Source organism: Granulicella sp. S156 (genome assembly GCF_009766105.1).
GTDB lineage: Bacteria > Acidobacteriota > Terriglobia > Terriglobales > Acidobacteriaceae > Granulicella.
On sequence record NZ_LMUH01000017.1, the window covers coordinates 31,941 to 53,873 of the forward strand.

General features: G+C 60.6%; 16 protein-coding genes. 9 read left to right on the forward strand and 7 right to left on the reverse strand.

Annotated features, from left to right (window positions below; all coding sequences use genetic code 11):
• The 6 genes from argG to GSQ91_RS13670 all read right to left on the reverse strand — a co-directional run bounded on the left by argG (position 1) and on the right by GSQ91_RS13670 (position 6,073).
• Positions 1-1,341 carry an argininosuccinate synthase gene (argG, locus tag GSQ91_RS13645; RefSeq protein WP_158822314.1) on the reverse strand — a complete coding sequence of 447 codons (1,341 nt, stop codon included), beginning with the start codon at positions 1,339-1,341 and terminating at the stop codon, positions 1-3.
• A gap of 26 nt (positions 1,342-1,367) precedes the next feature.
• Positions 1,368-2,435: an ornithine carbamoyltransferase gene (argF, locus tag GSQ91_RS13650; RefSeq protein WP_158822341.1), complete on the reverse strand. Its 1,068-nt coding sequence runs from the start codon at positions 2,433-2,435 to the stop codon at positions 1,368-1,370.
• Between the two features lie 61 nt (positions 2,436-2,496).
• Positions 2,497-3,762, reverse strand: a complete 1,266-nt coding sequence (locus GSQ91_RS13655) for an aspartate aminotransferase family protein (protein ID WP_158822315.1) — start codon at positions 3,760-3,762, stop codon at positions 2,497-2,499.
• Entirely contained in the window at positions 3,759-4,541 is a 783-nt protein-coding gene (argB, locus tag GSQ91_RS13660; RefSeq protein ID WP_158822316.1) for an acetylglutamate kinase, read from the reverse strand. The genes GSQ91_RS13655 and argB overlap by 4 nt, the downstream gene beginning before the upstream one ends.
• A 22-nt stretch (positions 4,542-4,563) precedes the next feature.
• Positions 4,564-5,640 (reverse strand): N-acetyl-gamma-glutamyl-phosphate reductase, encoded by a 1,077-nt coding sequence (gene argC / locus GSQ91_RS13665; RefSeq protein WP_158822317.1) that lies wholly within the window; start codon positions 5,638-5,640, stop codon positions 4,564-4,566.
• Positions 5,633-6,073, reverse strand: coding sequence for an arginine repressor (locus GSQ91_RS13670; protein WP_158822318.1), 441 nt, complete (start codon positions 6,071-6,073; stop codon positions 5,633-5,635). Before GSQ91_RS13670 ends, argC begins: the two co-directional genes overlap by 8 nt.
• A 202-nt stretch (positions 6,074-6,275) precedes the next feature.
• Between GSQ91_RS13670 and GSQ91_RS13675 the strand changes: the two genes are divergently transcribed.
• Both GSQ91_RS13675 and GSQ91_RS13680 read left to right on the forward strand, forming a co-directional pair.
• Complete coding sequence (locus GSQ91_RS13675; protein ID WP_158822319.1) at positions 6,276-10,823, forward strand: glutamate synthase-related protein; 4,548 nt, start codon at positions 6,276-6,278, stop codon at positions 10,821-10,823.
• 174 nt (positions 10,824-10,997) lie between these two features.
• The gene (locus GSQ91_RS13680) at positions 10,998-12,149 is read left to right on the forward strand and encodes a PLP-dependent aspartate aminotransferase family protein (RefSeq protein WP_158822320.1); all 1,152 of its coding nucleotides are present in this window, start codon (positions 10,998-11,000) and stop codon (positions 12,147-12,149) included.
• Positions 12,150-12,271: 122 nt separating this feature from the next.
• On the opposite strand, the gene GSQ91_RS13685 is transcribed toward GSQ91_RS13680, so the two are convergent.
• Positions 12,272-14,440 (reverse strand): hypothetical protein, encoded by a 2,169-nt coding sequence (locus GSQ91_RS13685; protein WP_158822321.1) that lies wholly within the window; start codon positions 14,438-14,440, stop codon positions 12,272-12,274.
• A 209-nt stretch (positions 14,441-14,649) separates the two neighbouring features.
• On the opposite strand from GSQ91_RS13685, the gene GSQ91_RS13690 reads away from it, so the two are divergent.
• The 7 genes from GSQ91_RS13690 (at position 14,650) to GSQ91_RS13720 (ending at position 21,830) form a co-directional block, all read left to right on the forward strand.
• A complete protein-coding gene (locus GSQ91_RS13690) occupies positions 14,650-15,798 on the forward strand; it encodes an acyl-CoA dehydrogenase (RefSeq protein WP_158822342.1) in 1,149 nt (382 codons plus the stop codon).
• A gap of 289 nt (positions 15,799-16,087) precedes the next feature.
• A complete protein-coding gene (coaD, locus tag GSQ91_RS13695) occupies positions 16,088-16,579 on the forward strand; it encodes a pantetheine-phosphate adenylyltransferase (RefSeq protein WP_158822322.1) in 492 nt (163 codons plus the stop codon).
• On the forward strand, positions 16,579-17,205 hold the full coding sequence (locus GSQ91_RS13700) for a bifunctional 2-polyprenyl-6-hydroxyphenol methylase/3-demethylubiquinol 3-O-methyltransferase UbiG (RefSeq protein ID WP_158822323.1): 627 nt from the start codon (positions 16,579-16,581) through the stop codon (positions 17,203-17,205). The genes coaD and GSQ91_RS13700 overlap by 1 nt, the downstream gene beginning before the upstream one ends.
• 79 nt (positions 17,206-17,284) lie before the next feature.
• Positions 17,285-18,481 carry a pyridoxal phosphate-dependent aminotransferase gene (locus GSQ91_RS13705; protein ID WP_158822324.1) on the forward strand — a complete coding sequence of 399 codons (1,197 nt, stop codon included), beginning with the start codon at positions 17,285-17,287 and terminating at the stop codon, positions 18,479-18,481.
• 56 nt (positions 18,482-18,537) lie between these two features.
• Complete coding sequence (locus GSQ91_RS13710) at positions 18,538-19,686, forward strand: mannose-1-phosphate guanylyltransferase (RefSeq protein ID WP_158822325.1); 1,149 nt, start codon at positions 18,538-18,540, stop codon at positions 19,684-19,686.
• A gap of 36 nt (positions 19,687-19,722) precedes the next feature.
• The gene (locus tag GSQ91_RS13715) at positions 19,723-21,165 is read left to right on the forward strand and encodes a phosphoglucomutase/phosphomannomutase family protein (RefSeq protein WP_158822326.1); all 1,443 of its coding nucleotides are present in this window, start codon (positions 19,723-19,725) and stop codon (positions 21,163-21,165) included.
• A complete protein-coding gene (locus GSQ91_RS13720; protein ID WP_158822327.1) occupies positions 21,162-21,830 on the forward strand; it encodes an HAD-IA family hydrolase in 669 nt (222 codons plus the stop codon). The genes GSQ91_RS13715 and GSQ91_RS13720 overlap by 4 nt, the downstream gene beginning before the upstream one ends.
• Positions 21,831-21,933 lie beyond the last annotated feature (103 nt).

The window sequence follows — 21,933 nt, forward strand, 5'->3', positions numbered from 1 at the left end:
TTATTCCTTGTCGCTCCCGTTGTTTAGTTGTGGCATCTCCGAACCCTTGCTTAGCGTGAGCAGTCCGCTCTGAGCATAGGTCAGCAACTTCGCGCGGGTATCGGTGATGTCGAGATTACGCATGGTGAGTTGGCCAATACGGTCGCGTGGGCTGAAGGTAGATTCGCCCTTCTCCATGGTGAGGCGCTCGGGCTTGAAGGTGAGATTCGGCGAATCGGTGTTGAGGATCGAGTAGTCGTTCCCGCGGCGCAGCTCCAGGGTGACTGTCCCGGTGACGGGCTTGGCGACCCAGCGCTGTGCGGCTTCGCGCAGCATGATGGCCTGGGGGTCGAACCAGCGGCCCTGGTAGAGAAGACGGCCCAGCTTGCGGCCGCTGTCGCGGTACTGCTCGATGGTGTCTTCGTTGTGGATGCCGGTGATGAGGCGCTCGTAGGCGATGAACAAAAGCGCAAGACCGGGTGACTCGTAGATGCCGCGACTCTTGGCCTCGATGATGCGGTTCTCGATCTGGTCGCTCATGCCGAGGCCGTGGCGTCCGCCGATGCTGTTGGCTTCGAGCAGTAGGGCTACAGGATCTGCATAGTCCTTGCCGTTGAGGGCGACCGGGAAGCCTTCTTCGAAGCGGACGGTGATCTCTTCGCGCTTGATCTCAACGTCGTCGCGCCAGAAGGCGCTACCCATAATGGGAACAACGATCTTCATGCTGCTGGTGAGCAGTTCGAGGTCCTTGGCTTCGTGAGTTGCGCCCAGGATGTTGGAGTCGGTCGAATAGGCCTTCTCGGAGGACATCTTGTAGCTGAAGCCGGACTTCTGCATGAATGCCGACATTTCGGCACGGCCCCCGAGTTCGTCGATGAAGGCGTCGTCGAGCCACGGCTTGTAGACCTTGAGGTCGGGGTTGACGAGCAGACCGTAGCGATAGAAGCGCTCGATGTCGTTGCCTTTGAACGTCGAGCCATCGCCCCAGATGTTGACGTCGTCTTCCTTCATGGCGGTCACCAGCATCGTTCCGGTGACGGCGCGGCCGATCGGGGTCGTGTTGAAGTAGGTGACGCCAGCGGTGGTGATGTGGAACGCACCGGACTGCAGCGCAGCGATGCCTTCGCGAACCAGCGGGCCGCGGCAGTCGATCAGGCGCGCCTTTTCAGCGCCATACTCCAGCGCCTTGCGTGGGATCTCGTCATAGTCGGCTTCGTCAGGCTGGCCGAGGTTGGCGGTGTAGGCGTAGGGCAGAGCCCCCTTCTGCTTCATCCAGTGCAGCGCGGCGCTGGTGTCCAGCCCGCCGGAGAAGGCAATACCAACCTTCTGGCCGACGGGGACTGTTTCGAGAATTACAGACATAAATAATCTTTCCTGGCAGGCTGCGTTTAGCGTTTGCTGCGGGCCTGCAGGCCGCCGCGATTGCGATGAGAGGGAATGCGCTTGGCGCCGCCGAGCAGCATCAGGATGATGGCCTTCTGCGCGTGCAGGCGGTTTTCCGCCTGGTCGAAGACGATCGACTGCGAACCGTCGAGTACAACATCCGTGACTTCGGCTCCGCGGTGCGCGGGTAGGCAGTGCATGAAGACTGCCGACGGCTGCGCGAGCGCCATCAGCGCCTCGTTGACCTGGAAGGGCTTGAAGATGGGCGCACGCTTGGTGGCTTCATGCTCCTGCCCCATGCTGGTGCAGACATCGGTATAGATAGCGTCGGCGCCGGTTGCGGCTTTGATGGGATCGTGGGTGAGTGTAAGCGAGCCGCCGGTGTGCTCGGCGATCTCGATGGTCTTGTGGATGATCTCCAGCTTGGGGCCAAAGTTTTTCGGAGTCGCAATGGTGCAGTGTGCTCCGAGCAGTGCCGCCGTCAGCATCAGCGAGTGGCAGACGTTGTTGCCGTCGCCGACGTAGGTGAACTTGAGCCCTACGACCGAACCGAAGCGCTCTTCGAGAGTCATGAAGTCCGCGATGGCCTGACAGGGATGCTCGAGGTCCGAAAGGGCATTGATGACGGGGACTTTGGCGTTCGCCGCCATTTCGGTGACCGTGTCGTGAGAGTACGTGCGCAGGACGATCACATTCATCCAGCGCTCGAGGTTGCGTGCCACGTCCGGAATGGACTCGCGCTCCCCAAGCGGCGAGCTTACCTGGTCGACGAACACTGCATTGCCGCCGAGAGTGTTTATCGCTGCTTCAAAGGTCAGCCGCGTACGCAGCGAGGCCTTCTCGAAGAGCAGCACCATCTGCTTGGCGTCCAGCGCATGGCGGAAGTCTTCCGGCTGAGTCTTCACGGCATGCGCCAGCTCCATGATGGCTGCCATCTCCTGCACGGAGAGGTCGGCGATAGAGCAGAGATCGCGGCCCGAGAGTCCCTTCGCGGTTTCGGTGAAGGCGCTGTCGGACTGAATGCCGAGAGTGGGGGTTGGCTTGGGGACGTCGGTGATGTTCTTCGAATTCATGGCGATAGTCTGGCCTTCTGTTGTTTCCACTGTTTGGTTATCTACTTTTTCAAGTAATTGGTTATCCATTTACGACCTCCCCTGCCAACGCGGCATTCGGCTTGCTTTGCAGCGTGAGTAGCTCGTCCAGCGCTGCGATGGCCTGGTCGACGTGCTCGCGCTGGAGGATAAAGGGTGGGAGAAAACGCAGCACGGTCTCATGTGTGCGGTTGAGGACGATGCGGCGGGCAAACATCCCGCTCAGGATCTCTTTCGCTAGATCGGCTGAGTCCAGTTCGATGCCGATCATCAGGCCACGTCCGCGAACTTCCTTAATAGCACTGTGCTTGTGTTGTAGCTCCTGCAGGCGCGAAAGGAAGTAGCCGCCTACCTCCTCGACATGGCTGAGCAGCTTCTGCTGTTTCATCGCGTCGATCACGGCAATAGCAACAGCGATAGCCAGCGGATTGCCGCCGAAGGTGGTGCCGTGCATTCCCGGAGTGATGGCGCGGCCTGCCTCTTCGGTGCAAAGCATCGCGCCGACGGGCACTCCGCCACCGAGAGGCTTAGCCAGCGTTGTGACATCGGGATGAATGCCGTAGTGCTGATACGCGCACCATTTGCCAGTGCGGCCCATGCCGCTCTGAATCTCGTCGAGCAGCAGCAATGCTCCGGTGGAGTCGCAAAGCTCACGCGCCGCAGCGAGGAACTCCGGCGAGACGGGGTTGATGCCGCCCTCACCCTGAATGACTTCGATCGCAATGGCGCAGACATCGCTGGAGAACGCAGCACGAAGAGCGGCGACGTCATCGAAAGGAACGAACTCTACATCAGGCATTACCGGAGCGAACGGCGAACGGTACTTCTCTTTGTGCGTCGTAGCGACCGAGCCCATGGTGCGGCCGTGGAAGCTGTGCTCGAGCGCCAGGAATTTAGTGCCAATCGTCTTGCCTTCAGAACGCAGCAGGCCTGCATGAGCGCGGGCGAGCTTCAGCGCCGCCTCCCAGGCCTCGGTACCGCTGTTGCAGAAGAACACTCGGTCCATTCCGGTGATCTCGGTCAGGCGCAGTGCAAGCTCGGGGGTGCCGCGATGGAAGAAGAGATTCGACGTGTGCAGAATCTGCCGGCTCTGCGTGGCGATGGCTTGCGTGATGGCCGGATGGTCGTAGCCCAGGGCGCAGACGCCGATGCCGCTCAGCAGGTCGAGATAATCGTTGCCCTGTTCGTCGCGCAGATAGACACCCTCACCGCTGATAAAGAGCAGTGGGTTGCGTTCGTACGTCTGCAGCAAAAGCTTCGACTCCGCTGCCTGTAGGTCTTTGAGCGAACTGCCTGTTGCGATGTTCATGCGACCATCACCTCCGTTCCGTGGTTCACGCGCGAGTTTAAAAGATCGGGAAGAACTTCAGCGCACTCTGCGGGAAGAATACGCACCCGTTTGACACCATGCGTTAACGCTTCCTTACAAGCGTTAAGTTTAGGCAACATGCCGCCGGAGACGACAGCCTGTTTTTCGAGCGCCGGAATCTCTTTGAGTGAAAGCCAGCGCAGAACGTTGCCATCTGCTCCTTTGACGCCTGGTACGTCGGTAAGGAAGACGAGTGCGTCAGCCTTTGTGGCGATGGCGCACGCCGCTGCCATCTCGTCGGCGTTGATGTTGTAGTACTCGCCGTCGAAACCAAGCGCTATAGATGAGATGACAGGAACGGCACCCATGGTCCAGATGGCGTCGAGCCATTTGGGGTCGGTAGAGGCAATCTCGCCCACAAAGCCGAGGTCCGGCTTGGTCTTTTTCTTGCGCGCGCGAAAGACATGGCCGTCGCCGCCGGTCAGGCCGACTGCCGACTGGCCGCACTGGTCAAGGGCCGCGACGAGTGACTTGTTTACGCGGCCGCCGAGTACCATCAGCGCGGCGTCGCGAGTCTCTGCATCGGTGATACGCAGGCCGGCGACGAACTCGCTCTTCTTACCCATCTGTGTGAGCAGCTTGGTGAGCTGCACACCGCCTCCGTGGACGAGCGCGACCTGGTGGCCGTCCGTTGCGAGGTTCGCAACGGCCTTAGCGCAGCTTTGCAGCAGCTCAGGTTTCTCAAGCGCTGCGCCGCCGAGCTTGACGACGAATTTCATAGAAGCCCCTTCATCCAATTCTTCATAAAAGACCTTCCGACTCATGCCATCCGGCCATAAGGTTCATGTTCTGCACGGCTTGTGAGGCCGCGCCTTTCAATAGGTTATCCAGACAGGAGATGACGATGAGACGCCGTCCGTCGGGTGCAAGTTGAAATCCAAGATCGCAGAAGTTATTGCGAACCACATGTTGGATCTGCGGCAGCATCGGCGAGCGGCGAACGCGGACCATCGGGCTGCTGATGTAGAACTCGTCGAAGCAGTCCTGAATGCGTTTGATGCTGCCCACTTCATTCAGGCGCACATAGATTGTGGACAGGATGCCGCGCGGGATCGGGAGCAGATGTGGCGTGAACTGAATCTGATCGTTCGTCAGGTCGAGCTGCTCCAGCATCTCTCCCATGTGGCGATGTCCAAAGACGGCGTAAGCCGAGAGGTTGTCCGCGGCATACATGAACTGGTTTGTCGCGGTCGGTCCTTTGCCCGCGCCGCTGACGCCGGACTTCGAGTCGCACACGATGCCGTAGTCGAGATCGACGAGGTTCGCCCGCAGCAGGGGAGCCAGCGCGAGGATGATCGAGGTCGCATAGCAGCCGGGGTTCGCGACCAGGCGGGCGTCTGCGATCGCAGGGCCGTGCAGCTCCGGTGAGCCGTAGATAGCCTCAGCCTGCAGCAATGCTGCGGTGGCGGGGTCGGAGTCTTCAAGCTTGTAGATGGCGCGGTTGCTTGACTCCTGCAAACGCCATGCGGCGCTGAGGTCGACGACCTTGATGCCGTGCGCGAGCGCGATAGGCGCCCACTCCCGCGCCTGTTCGTGCGGTGTGGCGAGGAAGAGCAGCTCGATACCTTCGCGCTGCAACTGGTCCCAGTCGAAAGGGGAGACGCTGAGGTTATCGGCGTTCAGCAGACTGGAGAGCTGCGGATGCAGGCTGGTCAACGCGACAGACAATCCCCCTGCTTCGTCCATGCGTCCGAGGAAGAGCGGGGGAGTGACGAGCAGACGAGGATGGGTGAGCAGCAGACGCGCGAGTTCGCCGCCGGCATATCCGCTGACGCCGGCCACCGCCGTGCGCAGCGTGTTGGCAATTTGCTTAGGCAATGTACGCCTCGATTCGGTTTTTCAAGATCTCTGCCTTACGAGCATCGGCGCAGATGATCAATACAGTGTTATCGCCGGCGATGGTCCCGACAACTTCGTCCCACTCTTCATAGTCCATCCCCGCGGCCACAGGCTGCGCGCCGCCAGTCGTCGTAAGGACGACCAGCAGGTTTTGCGCCTGGCGAACTTCGAGGCCGAAGTTCTGCAGAACGTCTCCCAGCATGGGAAGGTCGTCATCCTCGTCCCCGCCGTTATTGGGCAGAGCGTAGCCGCTGGGCCCCTTCATCAGCTTCATCTCGCGGATGTCGCGCGACAATGTCGCCTGCGTTACATGAATGCCTTTGCCGGCCAGTTTGCGCCGCAGCTCATCCTGGTTGGTGACAGAGGTCTTCACCAGGAGGTCTTTGATCGCGCTGTGCCGTTGGTTTTTCATGCAATATGCCTTCTTTTCCGCCGAATTTTTAAGCAGAGAAATGCGTGACCGGAAATCCGCCACGCACACTGCATAAAAATCCAAACACTATGTATAAATATACATAGGTCTCGCGTCAAGGCGCTACCCCGCGACGCACAAAATTACTTGTGGAGAAACTTCCAAACTTTCCTCTGGTGAGTTTACGGACGTATATTGAACTATGGCCTTAGTCTTTTCAGAACGACAAGGGCGTGCTCCCAGCGAGCGCGTCCAAGAAGAGCAGTCTCCGCAAAGCTCCACCAGCATGGTGGCAAGCTCGCTGATTGATGCTCGTTTCGACCACGACTCCTGCGGTGTTGGCTTTGTTGCCTCTGCTCTTGGCAAGGCGGACCACAAGATTTTGCAGGACGCCCTGACTGCCTTGTCGCGCCTGGCGCATCGTGGCGCGGTGGCTGCAGATGGCGCAAGCAGTGATGGTATTGGACTTATGTCCGGCGTGCCGCGCGAGCTTTTGTTGAGTGCGACCGGCGTTGAGTTGAATGACTCCGCTCTGCTGGGTGTCGGCATGCTGTTCCTCCCGCCGGAAGAGACGCGGGCTGAGTCTGTCATCGAGAGCTGCCTGGCCTCGCAGGGCCTGGGCATATTGGCCTGGCGCGATGTTCCAACGCGTCCTGAAGTGCTGGGCGCGATCGCCCTGAGCACCATGCCGAAGATCCGTCAGGTGCTGGTTGCCGACGTTACAAGAGATGCGGACGCCGATCCCATGGAGCGCAGGCTCTATCTGGCACGCAAGCAGTTTGAGCGTGCCGTCGAACTGAACGAAGTGACCGGCTATGTCTGTTCGCTCTCCTCTACGACGCTGGTCTACAAGGCCATGTGCATGGGCCTTCTGCTGCCCGAGTTCTATCCCGATCTCGCTTCGCCAAAATACATTACGAACTTTGCTGTTTTTCATCAGCGTTATGCGACGAACACGCTGCCTACATGGCATCGTGCGCAACCCGGCCGCAAGCTGGGACACAACGGCGAGATCAATACCGTATGGGGCAACCGCGCCCGCATGGATGCCCGCGACTCCACATTGCCGGTAGAGTGCAAGCCGGTATTGACCAAGGACGGCACGGATTCCACGTCGCTGGACGAGACGATTGAACTGCTCTCGCAGAATGGACGCACCATCGCCGAGAGCGTGCGCATGTTGCTGCCGCCGGCGATCGTGAAGCGCGTGCATCCGTTCCTGAAGTACCACAATGATTGCGCCGAGCCGTGGGACGGACCAGCTGCGATCTCTTTCAGCGATGGCGTCGTCGTAGGCGCTGCGCTGGATCGCAATGGTCTGCGGCCTTGTCGATACGCAATCACGAGCGATGGGCTGTTGGTAGCGGGAAGTGAGGCTGGTCTGGTCGATCTCGATCCGGGGACGATCATCGAGAGCGGACGCCTTGGACCGGGCGAGATGATTGCCGTTGATATGGCGGAGCACAAGATTTACCACAACGAAGAGATGCTGGACGCGTTCGACGCCAAGGCGACTTACGCCCTACTGGTAGAAGACACGCCGCTCGAGCCGATCGAAGCGCCTGCGATAAGTGCTGATCTGGCCGGATTGCAGCGCGGTTTCGGATACACCAAAGAAGACGTCAACATGATCCTGAAGCCCATGGCTGGAACGGGCAAGGATGCCGTGTGGTCCATGGGCGACGACACGCCGCTGGCCTTCCTGGCACGCTCGCCGCGGCCGCTCTACGCGTTCTTCCGGCAGCGGTTTGCGCAGGTCACCAACCCTGCGATCGATCCTCTGCGCGAGGCGATCGTCGTCTCGCTGCACACTCGTCTCGGCCCCTGGCCGCACATGCTGGATAAGAACGCGCCGCTGCCGGGCATCTCGCTCAGCACGCCTTTCCTGTCGTTAGGCCAGGTTGCCGCCCTGCGTGCGGGCCAATATCCGCACCCTGAAGCTCTGCGGCTCAAAGAGCTCGCGTGCCTGTACTCTCCGGAGATCACTCTGGAGGAGGCGATCACTGACCTCACCGGGCAGGCTGTTGATCTTGTGCGTTCCGGGGCGAAGCTTCTTCTTCTGACCGACCGTGGCTCCAGCGCCAGCGCACTTCCCATTCCAATGGCGATGGCTACCGGCGCAGTGAACGAGGCGCTCGTCGTCGCTGGCCTGCGCACACTCTGCGGACTGGCGGTGGAGGCAGGGGACTGCCGAGACATCCATCACGCCGCGGTGCTGATCGGCTATGGCGCGGGCGTGGTCTGCCCGTGGCTGGCGCTTGAAACGGCGAAGAGCCTGCAGCCTGAAGGCGTCGACGGCGAAAAGATGATGCTGAAGGCGCTGGATGCGGGCCTTGCCAAGGTGATGTCCAAGATGGGCATCTCGGTGGTGGATAGCTACCGCAGCGCGCATCTATTCGACATCCTCGGATTGCACTTAAGCGTGGTCAATAGCTGCTTCCCCGGAACCCCTGCGCCGCTGTCGGGCATCGGTTTTGCTGAGCTGGATCGCCGCCTGCGTCTGACCTGGCTGCCTGCTGCGGAAGCGGCACCGGCTGCCGACCTGCCTGACTTTGGCTGGGTGCGCTTTCGCAAGGCCGATTCGGCCGAGCCGCACATGTGGCAGCCGCCTAACGTTAAGGCCCTGCAGACCGTTGTGGGCAGCGCTCGCGGCGTTGCGGCCAGCACTGATCCGGCCGGCGCGTTCGCGATCTTTAGCCGCAATGTGGACTCCGCCGAGGCAGCTACGCTGCGCGACCTGCTGGAGATTCGTCCCGCTGGGGCGGAGCTTACGCTCGACGAAGTCGAAGCTCCTGAGAGCCTCTGCAAACGCTTCATCGCAAGCGCCATGTCGCTAGGCTCGCTGAGCCCGGAGGCCCACCAGACCATCACCCAGGCGATGAACTCGCTGGGCGCTCGCTCGAATACGGGCGAGGGCGGGGAAGATCCCGCTGTCTATCGGCCGGCAGGAGCCGCTCCGCTCGGTGGCCCCGATGGCGGCGGCGCGATGCAGGCTGCTTCTTCCAATCACGGTGGCGGCGCAGCGGTCGCGGAGCTGGTAGCTGCTCCCGCCGTCCACGGCTCGCTGAACAACAAGATCAAACAGATCGCCTCCGGACGCTTTGGCGTTACGGCGGAGTATCTCGCGCACGCCGAAGAGATCGAGATCAAGGTGGCTCAGGGAGCCAAGCCCGGTGAGGGCGGACAGCTTCCAGGACACAAGGTCTCCGGGCTGATCGCACGGTTGCGTCACGCGCAGCCGGGAGTTTCGCTCATCTCGCCTCCACCGCATCACGACATCTACTCCATCGAAGACCTCGCGCAGCTTATCTATGATTTGAAGCGCGTTAGTCCGAAGGCTGCGGTCGGCGTCAAGCTGGTCTCGAGCTGTGGTGTGGGTACGGTGGCTGCGGGTGTTGCAAAGGCCTACGCGGACTACATCGTGATCGCCGGAAACACCGGCGGAACAGGTGCGGCGGCGTTGTCGAGCATCAAGTACGCGGGCAATCCGTGGGAGCTTGGGCTCGCCGAGGCGCAACAGTTGCTGCGCGCCAACGGCATGCGCGACCGCGTTCGCCTGCGCACCGATGGCGGCATCACCACGGCCCGCGATGTGCTGGTGGCGGCGTTGCTGGGGGCGGATGAGTACGCGTTCGGTACAGCTGTGCTGGTTGCACTGGGTTGCGATATGGCACGGCAGTGCCATCTGAACACCTGTCCTACGGGCATCGCGACGCAGAAGCCCGAGTTGCGCGCGAAGTTCCGCGGCAAGCCGGAGCACGTCGTTCAGTTCTTCCGCCAGCTCTCTGCGGACCTGCAGCGCCTGCTCGCGAAGTTCGGCCTGCCGAGCCTCGAAGCCGCCATTGGTCGCGTCGATCTGCTGGAGCAGGTACGGTTCGACGGCAACCTCGATCTCACGCCGATGCTCTCTACCGTAGGCGAAGGCCCCACGCGCTGGACGGGCGTACGCAATGTGCGGCCCGGCGAGGACCATCCTCTGGATGAGCCCTGGACGGCTCCCGCGATTGCAGCTGCAAGGGAGGGCAAGCCCTATTCGGTGAGCGCGACCATCTGCAATGAGCATCGTGCGGTTGGTGCAAGGCTTGCGGGTGAGCTGGCAGTCCTGCGGGCCAAAGGCGAACTCGACGAGGCGGACGTGACCTTTGAACTCGAAGGCACCGCAGGGCAGTCGTTCGGAGCGTTTGCTGCGACTGGCATGAAGCTCGTGCTCACAGGGCAGGCAAACGACTTCGTCGGCAAGGGACTCTCGGGTGGCGAGCTAGTGATGCGCGCCGTTGGCCGCGCCGCCGAACGCAGCGACGAGCACGTGTTGCTGGGCAACGTCGCACTCTACGGCGCCACAGCGGGCAAGCTGCTGGCTGCGGGCCGTGCGGGCGAGCGTTTTGCCGTGCGCAACTCCGGCGTGACGGCCGTCATCGAAGGCGTGGGTGACCATGCCTGCGAGTACATGACCGGCGGGCAGGTAGTGGTCCTCGGCGGAGTTGGCATTAACTTTGGCGCGGGCATGACCGGCGGCACGGCGTGGGTACTGGACGACGCGCAGACCATGATTAGCGACGTTCGCTATCACACGGAGTTCCTCGAAGCGCAGGAGTTCGGCCAGACCGAACCGGCGCAACAGGCCGCTCTGCGGACGCTGATCGAAGAGCATGTACAGCGTACGAAGAGCGTTCTGGGAGCGCGGCTGCTGCAGGATTGGGCAACAGCTTCCGCAAACTTCGTACTCTTTACCCCCAAGCCCCAGGCTTAAAGCAACAACTTTTAACGCAGAGGGCGCGGAGGTTTCGCGGTGGTCGCAACGGTATCCGTGGCGGCCTCCGCGAGACCTCCGCGCCCTCTGCGTTAAAGCTTTTCAGGGTTTCGATGGAACGGTTCGATACCATGGTGACGTGCGCGCTTTCTGGCCCGCCGAGAAAGAAGACCCATGTCCGAACCAAAACACGGCTTTGCCACACGCGCCATCCACGATGGACAGCAGCCCGATCCACTGACCGGCGCGGTCAACGTACCGATCTACCTGACCTCGACCTATCAGCAGGAGGCGATCGGCAAGAACAAGGGCCACGAGTACGCGCGGCTGACCAATCCCACGCGCGACGCCCTCGAAGAAAGCCTGTGCTCGCTCGAAGGCGGCACCTCGGCTCACTGTTTTGGCTCGGGTATGGCGGCGATCACGGCGCTCTGCACCATGATGAAGTCCGGCGATCACGTCGTCTGTTCGGACAACGTGTACGGCGGTACGTCGAGACTCTTCGACAAGATCCTTGTGCACTATGGCCTGACCTTCACCTACGTCGATACCAGCAACGCTGAGAATGTGCGTGCCGCGATCCGTCCTGAGACGAAGCTCGTCCACATAGAAACGCCGACCAATCCAATGATGTCCGTCACGGACATTCGCGCGGTGGCTGAGATATGCCACGCAAAGGGCGTTGAGTTGAGCGTCGACAATACCTTCCTGTCACCCTATCTGCAGCAGCCCATCGAGCTGGGTGCGGACATCGTGATGCACTCGACGACGAAGTTTCTCAACGGCCACTCGGACGGACTCGGCGGCGTGTTGGTCTGCACCAAGCCGGAGCATGCGGAGCGTTTCCGCTTTGTGCAGAAGTGCACCGGCGGAATCCTCTCTCCGTTTGATAGCTACCTGCTGCTGCGCGGCGTGAAGACGCTGGCCGTTCGCATGAAGCAGCACGACATCAGCGGCCGCGCCGTCGCGGAGTTCCTGGTCAAGAAGCTCGGCGCGGACAAGGTGTTCTATCCCGGCCTCGCGACGCATCCGCAGCATGAGTTGGCGAAGCGGCAGCAACGCGGTTTTGGCTCCATGCTGTCCTTCGAACTCGGCTCGCTGGAGAATGCCAATGCCTTTGCGACGCGGCTGAAGCTCTGCTACCTCGCCGAGTCGCTCGGTGGCGTCGAGACGCTGATATGCCATCCGGCAACGATGACGCATGCGGCGGTAGGTGCGGAGGGGCGTGCGAAGCTCGGCATCACCGACGGGCTGATGCGGATCTCGGTCGGCATCGAAGAGGTAGAGGACATCATCGCGGATCTGGAGCAGGCACTGGCAGCGTAAAAACTTTGACGCAAAGTACGCAAAGTGAGCCAAGTTTCGCCACGGCTGCCGTGGCGAAACTTGGCTCTTTTCTTTGCGCACTTTGCGTCAAGGCTCTTTGCTCGTAGCTGTCCAACCGTTCTTTACAGCGTCTCCTGAATCTGAAAAGCCTCAATGCGGTTGGCAAGCTCAGCTTTCGCCGTATCCAGTGCCGCCGTACGCGTCGCCAGCTCCTTCTGGCCCGAGGCAATAGCATCCTCGGTCTTGTTCAAATCGCCGACGAAGCGATCGCGTGAGCCTTTGTCGGCGTTTTGAAGCGCTGTGATGTTCGCCCGCTGGCGCTCCTCATCGTTGTGTAGCGCCGTGAGCTTCCCATTCGTCTGGTCGACGGCCGTCTGCGTGTCGGCCACCTGGCGGCGAGCCTCCAGGATCGGCTGCAGTGCCTGTTCCAGGGCCGGATTGTGGTCGGTAGAGTTCAGGATCATGGTGAGCTGATCGTCGTCCGAGTGTGTGAGGTGATATGCGGTGTATCCCTCATGTTTGCCGCCGACATGCAGACGCACGGTCTCTCCCGGCCCTGCCTCCACGCGGAAGCGATAGACGGTCGGCGTCGTCTCCGTGGGCTTGGGATCAGAGTCCAGCGTGAAGCCTTTGACGACCGGGTGTTCCAGCACAACCGTGCGCCGGTCGGCGGCCGAGTTGTGGATGACGTAGGTGATCTCGCTGACATCAGCGCGATGAATATTCAAAACACCCTTGGAAGCACTGATACGCGTGATGTGGTTGGAGTTCAGCTGGCTCTCCGTGGTCACATGCACGGCCTGGTCGGCGGCGTAGGAGAGCAGGCGCTTCTCCCCGGCATGGATCGGGTCGAGCAGACCTTCGCCTCCGAAGTTGCCGTTCTCGACGATCGAAAAGCTGCCTCGATCGAGCGTCAGTCCGCTCGTATTGGTGATCCAGAGCGCGCGTAGCGGCTGCGAGACGTTGTTGCCATTAGAGGAAACCAGCGTGACGCGGTCGGCATCGACCTTGGCTTGCAGGATGGGCACGAGCGCAGACTCGTTCTTGCGAATCGTGATGGGTTCGCTGAGCTTGTACTCGAAGAAGTCGTCAAAGGCGGCGGCCTTGGCCTGTGGCTCGACCGAGGCTTCGGCAGCTTCTTCATACGAAGGCGGCGGTGGTGCGGGCGGAGCAGCCGCTACAGCTCCAGCCATAATGCCGCCCGCTGCCCCACTTCCAAACCCACCAGCTATTCCCGCGGCAAGCATGGACCTTGTGGCCCTACGACCTTGCGATGGCAATGCCGTCACCTTGTCTTCTTCTATGCTGCTGTCGAAGGTCTGCGGCGTAAGCTGTGCCTCCTGCGCAATAGGGATCTCCGGACGCCGCGAGTAGATAGGATCGGACAGCGGTTGGATAAAGCTCTGCGGCGAACCTGCGATCAACGAGAGTTGCACGTTCACCCAATCGGTCCCGACGGTGTTGTCCACGACCGCCCAGCCTTGTAGGGTCGCGGTTTGCGTGGCGGCTGCGTTCGCGGAGTCCGTAAACAGGATGCGGTACGTCGACTTCCATATCGGAACTTCCGAGATGTAGCTCACATGCAGTTCGCGCGTTCCGGCGCCATGGTCGTCGAGTGTGAGGTGGCGAAGACCCTGCGAGCGATTGCCGGCGAGAAGCTCGAGATAGCGGCTGACGTCTTGATGCAGCGCCGTGTCGAGCAGGTGAACACTGCTGGTGGAGGTTAGTTCGACCGTGCGAACTTCGCCGCTGTCGGAGACAACGGTAAGGAAGTAGTGGTCGATGGAGGGTCGCGAATCATTGTCACCCTTTTCTGGAACGCTGCGAATCTCGATCGAAAGCAGCCGGCCTGTGATGGAAGTGCCGGCGGAACTCACTGCAATGCGAGCGCCACGAATCGCCGAGTAGAAATCGGCAGCGGTTGCGTCGGTGCCGAGCGCAAGTGGCAGGTTCTTGAGCTGCTGCTCCAAAGGCGTGGTTGAGTTATAGTCCGCGCCGGAGATGCGCCCGCCATTCAGGTCGATGGCGGTCAGCGATTGCAGCACGTCGTTGAGTTGGGTGGTGGTGAAGTTGATGGTGACCTCGGCATTGCCAGTCACGTGGCCCGTGTGCTCGAAGAACCCGACGCCGTTCTTGTACAGCGAAACATGGGTGACGGGCAGATCGATATTGTGTTCTGTAGCCGCCGAAGCTGCAGGAGGATGTGGGCTTGAGCTCTTCTGGGCGAAGACAAACGTTGAAAACAGCCCAAGTTGGAGTGCGAGGACGGTGCTAAGTGAGGACGCGCGCATGGGTTTCCTTTGCTGAAACATGCTGGAGCTGAAACTCCGCTGCTGATAGAACGAGGCCTCTGGGAGATCTTGCAATAAAAATCTTCAACTCAGGAAATAGACACCGCTGGCCGAAAATCGGACCGGGATCCAGGCAAAAACCTTTGGAGGCACGACTGTGGTAGGGTAGTGAGTTTTCTGAATGGAGGGTTTTTGTGGCGGTATCTGGGTTGGATTTTGGACTGAACGAAGAGCAGGTGCAACTTCGGCGTGAGGTGCGTGCGTTCGCGGAGCGCGAGATCGCGCCGCATGTCTCGGAGTGGGACGAGAAGAGCGAGTTCCCGCACGCGGTGGTGAAAAAGCTCGGTGAGATGGGCCTGATGGGCGTCATCTTCCCAGAGGAGTTCGGCGGCTCGGGCATGGGGTACGTGGAGTATGTGCTGGCGATCGAGGAGCTTTCGCGGGTCGATGGCAGCATCGGCATCATCGTGGCTTCGCACAACTCGCTATGCACCAACCACATCATGCTGGGTGGCAACGATGAACAGCGCAAACGCTGGGTGACCAAGCTCGCCAGCGGCGAGTGGCTCGGCGCCTGGGGGCTCACCGAGCCGGGTTCAGGCTCCGATGCGGGCGGCATGCGCACGACGGCCGTCAAGGTCGATGGCGGCTGGCTGCTGAACGGTTCGAAGACCTTCATCACCAACGGCACCTACGCCGACTGCGCGCTGGTGCTCGCGATTACCGACAAAGAGAAGGCGACGCACGGCGGCATCTCGGCGTTTCTTGTCGAGAAGGGAACCAAAGGCTTCCGTCCGGGAAAGAAAGAGAACAAGCTCGGCCTCCGCGCCAGCGACACGGCGGAGCTGATCTTCGAGAACTGCCTGATTCCCGAAGAGAACCTCGTTGGCAAGCTGGGTGAAGGCTTCAAGGATGCGATGCGTGTACTCGACGGCGGCCGCATCTCCATCGCCGCGCTCTCGCTGGGCATGGCACGTGGGGCTCTCGATGCCGCGACGAAGTATGCGCAGCAGCGCCGTCAGTTCGGCAAGGCCATCAGCGAGTTCCAGGCGATCCAGTTCAAGCTCGCGGACATGGCCACACAGCTCGACGCCGCATGGCTGTTGACCATGCGCGCCGCTCGGATCAAAGACGCCGGGCAGAAGGTAACCATGGAAGCCGCGATGGCCAAGCTCTACGCTAGTGAGGCCGCCTGCCGCATCTGCGACGAAGGCGTGCAGATTCACGGTGGCTACGGCTTCATCAAGGACTACCCGGCAGAGAAGTTCTATCGCGACGTGAAGCTTTGCACCATTGGCGAGGGAACCAGCGAGATTCAGCGTATCGTGATCGCCCGGGAGCTCTTGAAGGGGCGGTAGGCCTATTTCTTCAACGGTGTTCGGAGAAGCTGAGCCACCCCTACTTTGTCATCTCGACCGGAGGCGGCGTTCTTTGCCGCCGTAGTGGAGAGACCTACATGTTGCAGAGCGCGATGCAAATGTTCGTGGCGCGCTTTGCGTCAAGACCTGCAGCTTGCCTGGCGGGCAATCGTGCCTGCTCGGACAACCTGCAGGTCTCTCCGCTACGCATGACGATAAAACCATCATGCTCCGGTCGAGATGACAATATTTGGGTAGGTTGAGATGAAAGCGGTATCCTCACTGTGCGATGCACACTAAGGCAATCTATCCGGGCACCTTCGATCCTCTGACCAACGGCCACCTCGACCTGATCGCGCGCGGCGCCAAAATCGTCGACGAACTGGTTGTCGCGATCCTGCGCAACTCGGAAAAAGGGACGCCGCTCTTTACTGTTCCCGAGCGTGAAGAGATGATTCGCGAATCCACGCTGGGCCTTGGCAATGTGTCGGTGGCTACGTTCGACGGCCTGTTGGTGGATTTTGCCCGCTCGCAGGGAGCGAAGGCCGTTCTGCGCGGCATTCGCGCCATCTCCGACTACGAGTATGAGTTCCAGATGGCCATGATGAACCGCAAGCTCGATCCCGAGTTGGAGACGCTGTTCATGATGCCTGCGGAGAAGTACACCTATGTCAGTTCGCGGCTGATTAAGGGAGTGTTTCACCTTGGCGGAGATGTAACCTCGCTGGTGCCCCCAAACGTGGTGGAGCGTCTGAAGAGCAAAGTGCCGGGGAAGATTTAGTGACAGAGCCTCGCGAGAGCGCGCTTAGCGTTCAGGAGCAGTTCGGGCAGATCGACATCTACGTCTTCGATCAGATCCTGCGCGGCAATATCGGGCCGGGGATGCGCGTTCTGGATGCGGGGTGCGGGTACGGACGAAACCTGGTGCATCTGCTGCGGGAGGGAACTGAAGTCTTCGCGCTGGATGCAGATCCGGCGGCGGTGCAGCATGTGCGTGCGTTGGCCGCCGAGCTGGCTCCAGACCTTCCGGCTGAGAACTTCCAGGTGCGCGCGATTGAGAAGATGAACTTCCCTGATGGGTTTGCGGATGTGGTCCTCTGCAACTCGGTGCTGCATTTCGCACGCGATGAGGAGCATTTTCTCGCCATGGTGCAGGAACTGTGGCGCGTGCTCCGCCCCGGCGGGATGCTCTTCTGCCGCCTGGGGTCCAGGATCGGTATGGACTTCGAGCGCGTGCGGCGGAATATCTATCGGATCGGAGATGGTTCCGAGTGGTTTCTAGTGGACGAGCCGGTCCTGCTGCGAATGACCGAGCAGATGAACGGGCTCCTGGTCGATCCCCTGAAGACCACAATTGTGCAGGATTATCGCTGCATGACGACATGGGTAGTGCGGAAGAGGAGATGATCGCACTAGATCGTTTTTCCCGCATGCGATCAGCCAAACTAAACTTTATCTCCACCGCTAAATCTGAAAGACTGGAAGCATGAGTTCTGAACCAAGCAGGAAGGTCCTGTCTGACCGCATTGGCCGCATTGAAGTATCGGCAACGATGGCCATTACCGCCGAAGCTCTAAAGATGAAGGCTCAGGGAATAGATCTGGCTGACTTTGGCGCAGGAGAACCGCACTTCGCCACCCCGCAGCACATCAAGGATGCCGCGATCGACGCCATCCAGAAGAATTTCACCCGCTACACCGCCGTCGCGGGCATTCCGGAGGTCCGCAAGGCCATCATTGATCGCCACGCCGCGGACTTCGGCTCCAACTACACGGTCGAAGAGTGCGTCTTCACCACAGGTGGCAAGCTGGCGCTGTTCAACGCGGTCCAGGTCCTCGTCGACCACGGGGATGAGGTCATCCTGCCGGTTCCATACTGGGTCAGCTTCAAGGACATCATCCAGTACGCAGGCGGCAAGGTCGTCTACGTAGAAAGTTCGGAGAGCGAGAACTTCCGCATCACCGCGAAGATGATCGAAGCGGCCATTACGCCGAAGACCAAAGCCATCATCCTCAACACGCCGTCGAATCCCTCCGGTGCCGTTGTCAGCCCAGAGGACCTCGAAGCGATCGTACGGCTGGCGCACGCGCGCGGCATCTACGTGCTCCTCGACGAGTGCTACGTCTACCTGACGTTCACCGGCAAAGTAGTCAGCGGTGGCTCGTTTACGGATTGCAAGGAGCACATCGTCGTGCTGGGCTCGCTTTCGAAGACCTATGCGATGACCGGCTGGCGTGCGGGCTTTGCGCTGGGGCCGAAGCCGATCATCTCGGCCATGAGCAAACTGCAGTCGCAGAGTACGTCCAACACGGCGAGCATGGTGCAGCAGGCATCCATTGCGGCTCTCACAGCGTCGCAGGATTGTGTCTCCGAAATGCGTGCCGATTACATCAAACTCCGCGACCGTGTGTTGGAAGGCTTCAAGACCATTCCAGGGCTCACCTGTACTGTTCCTGAAGGTGCTTTCTATGTGTATCCGAACATCAAGGCTTTCCTTGGTAAAGGAGAGGTCAAGACCGCTTCGGATCTGGCAGCGAAGTTGCTGAGCGAGGCGCACGTTGTGGTAGTCCCCGGTGAAGCGTTCGGGACGGCGGAGCATATCCGGCTCTCCTATGCTGTCTCGGCTGATGTGATCGACAAAGGTGTTCAGCGGATTCGGGAGTATCTCTCCAAGCTCCAATAAAACAAACGCGCGGCCTGCACCTATAGGTCGCGCGTTCTGCTATGAAAAGGAACACCATGTCTTCTGAGAAGTTAAAGACTAAACCGGCGTTTGCAGCAGTAATTCTTGCGGGTGGCAGTGGAACCCGCTTCTGGCCGCGCAGCCGGCGTGCGCGTGCCAAGCAGGTGCTTCCGCTCGATGGCGAGCGGACGATGATCCAGCAGACAGTCGCGCGCCTGGAAGACATGATGCCCGACCACGACGTTTGGGTCATCACCAACGATCTGCTCTCCGGCATCATCACCGATCAACTTCCGGAGGTGCCAGCGTCGCGCATTCTGCGCGAGCCCGAGGCGCGCAACACAGCCCCAGCCTGCGGCCTGGCCGCATTCCTGCTGGAGCGTGAAGCGCCCGAGACGATCCTTGGCATATTTCCCTCCGACCATACGATCGGCAACGTTGCCCGCTTCCATATGATTTTGCGCGCGGGCATCAAACTCGCCTCCCACGGGCCCAATATGGTGGTCCTGGGCGTTCCGCCGACTCGTGCAGAGACCGGATACGGCTACATCGAAATGGGCGCCGCCGTTACGCCGACAACGGTTGGTGGCGAGGCGATCCCCGTACGCCGCGTTCGCCGTTTCACGGAGAAGCCCGACGCTGCACACGCCAGGACCTTCTTACGCTCCGGCAACTACGTCTGGAATAGCGGCATGTTTCTGTGGAGTGCACGCACCCTGGCCGATGCTATCCGCGAGCATGCCCCTGCTATGGCGCCCCTGCTGGAGAAGATCGCGGCGGCCTTTGGAACGCCCGAATTTGAGCAGGTCTTTGCCGAGCTTTATCCGCAGTGCGAGTCCATCTCCATCGACTACGCGGTCCTTGAGCCGCGCTCGGCGAAGGGCGAGGTAGCGTCCGAGCTCTACTGCCTGCCCGCGGACTTTGCCTGGAACGACCTCGGTTCCTGGGCTGCACTGCATGAGTTCGTCTCTGAGAGTAAAGAGCCCAAGAACTGCAACGTCATCGAAGCCGGCCACGATGTGCAGATAGGCTCTTCCGGCTGCTATGTCTACGCTCCCAGCAAGGCTGTAGCTTTGGTAGGCGTCAAAGACCTGGTGGTTGTGGAGACCGGCGATGCGCTTCTGATCACCACGCGCGACGGATCGCAGGATGTTGGTCGCGTCGTAGCGGAACTGAAAAAAGCTGGAAGGCACGATTTGATTTAGCCAGACGCTACAGTTTGGTTTAGGAAATCTAAAAAGATGAGCGATTTAAAGACAGTTGTGAAGTTCGGGACCGATGGTTGGCGTGGCATCATCGCCGACGATTTTACGTACGAAAATGTTCGCGTAGCTTCGCGCGCGATTGCGCTCTACGTGCTGGAGCACGAAGATGCGAAGGCCGGTGTCTGCGTCGGCTACGACACGCGTTTCGGCTCGCGCTCGTTTGCGCGGGTTGTTGCGGACACCCTTGCTGCCGCCGGCGTGCCCGTGTTTCTGGCGAACAAAGTGACCCCAACGCCGGAGCTCTCCTTCGCCGTGCGCGAGCGCAAGGCCGCTGGCGGCGTCATGATTACCTCGAGCCACAATCCCGCCGAGTGGAATGGCGTGAAGTACAAGGCCAGCTACGGTGGCTCGGGCAAGCCTTCCATCATCAGCTCGATCGAAAGCTATCTGCTGCAGCCTGTGTCCCACGCCGCAGTCCCCGCAAAAATCGAAGAGGTAGACTTCGCTCCGGACTACGTTGCGGCGCTGGAGTCCTTTGTCGATCTCAAGGCCATCAAGGCCTCCGGCTATCGCTTTCTGATCGACACCATGTATGGCGCAGGCCGCGGATACATCGCCGGAATCTTCGAGCGCGCAGGCATTCCCTACGTTGAATTCCGCAACGAGCTGAACCCCGCATTTCCGGGCATCAATCCTGAGCCCATCCTGCCGCACATCGCGGCCACACAGAAGGCGGTCGTCGCAGAGAAGTGCGCGGCGGGCCTTATCACTGATGGCGATGCTGACCGCATTGGTGCGGTCGATGAACACGGTAACGTCGTCGACGCGCACAAGATCTTCGCTGTCATCTTGCAGTGGCTGCTGGAGCGCAAGAAGTGGCCCGGCGATGTAACCCGCGCCTTCAACACGACCAAGATGCTCGACCGCATCGCAGCGAAGTACGGCCGACCGCTGCATGAGCACGGCATCGGCTTCAAGTACGTGGTTGACCTGATGCTTGAGAAAGACATCCTGATCGGCGGCGAAGAGTCCGGCGGAGTGGGCGTCTCGAAGCATCTACCCGAGCGCGATGGTTTATTGAACAGCCTGCTGCTGGCCAACGTGATGGCCGACGAGAAGAAGACCCTCGGCGAGCTTGTCGCGGCCTTGCAGCAGGAGTACGGCGAGCATCAATACGGACGCGTCGATATGCACATCAACGAAGAGTTGAAGCAGTCCGCAATCCGCCGGGCTCAAGCCGGAGTGACAGATGTTGCCGGCCTGAAAGTGTTGCGTGTCGAGACGCTCGACGGCATCAAGTTCTTCCTCGAGAACCCAGCTTGCACGGGCAAGCCCAACGCTGCGGAGACCTGGCTGCTCCTGCGTGCCAGCGGAACCGAGCCGCTGCTGCGTGTCTACTGTGAAAGCTGCAGCCAGGAGAGCGTCCAGCAGGTGCTAAAGGCAGCGCAGGCGTTTGTGCTGCAGGGAGACGGGAAGTGAGCCATCAGATTTCAACCGAAGTTGCAGGCCTGCTCTTCGACAATGACGGTGTTCTCGTCAGCTCCATCGCCAGCGTGAATCGTTGCTGGAAGCTCTGGGCTGCACACTATGGCATTCCGAACGCCGATCAGGTGAAGGTTGCGCATGGCACACGCGCGACCGATATGATGCTGGCGTTGAAGCCGGACGTCGATCTGGTTGAGGGGTTGCGGCTGATCGAGGACCTGGAGATCGCCGATATCGCGGATGTAGAAGTGCTGCCCGGGGTTCGGTCGCTGTTGACCAGCCTGCCCTCCAACCGCTGGGCGATCGTCTCCTCGGCAACCCGCCGCCTGCTGGTGGCTCGGCTGGAAGCCGCGAAGCTGCCTCTTCCCAATTGGATCGTCAGCGCCAACGATGTTGTAAACGGCAAGCCCCACCCTGAGCCCTACCTGCGCGGCGCGGAGCTCATCCACGCCGCACCGTCAGATTGCCTGGTCGTGGAAGACGCGCCGAGCGGCATACACGCCGGCAAAGCCGCAGGCTGCCGCGTTCTTGGGGTGCTTGGAACACATACCGCTGAAGAGCTCCTTGCAGCCGGAGCGGACTGGGCCGTCGCCTCGTTGGAACATGTGCAGGCGCAGGCTTCATCAAACGGACTCACACTCACCTTCGAGACGATCTAGTGTCCTGAGTTATTAGTTCGTTGAATAATGTTGGTCTGTTCACCACAGCGCGAAGCGCGTTCCTATCTATCTGCCCCGCCGGCTGTTTGTGGAGTGGGTATCG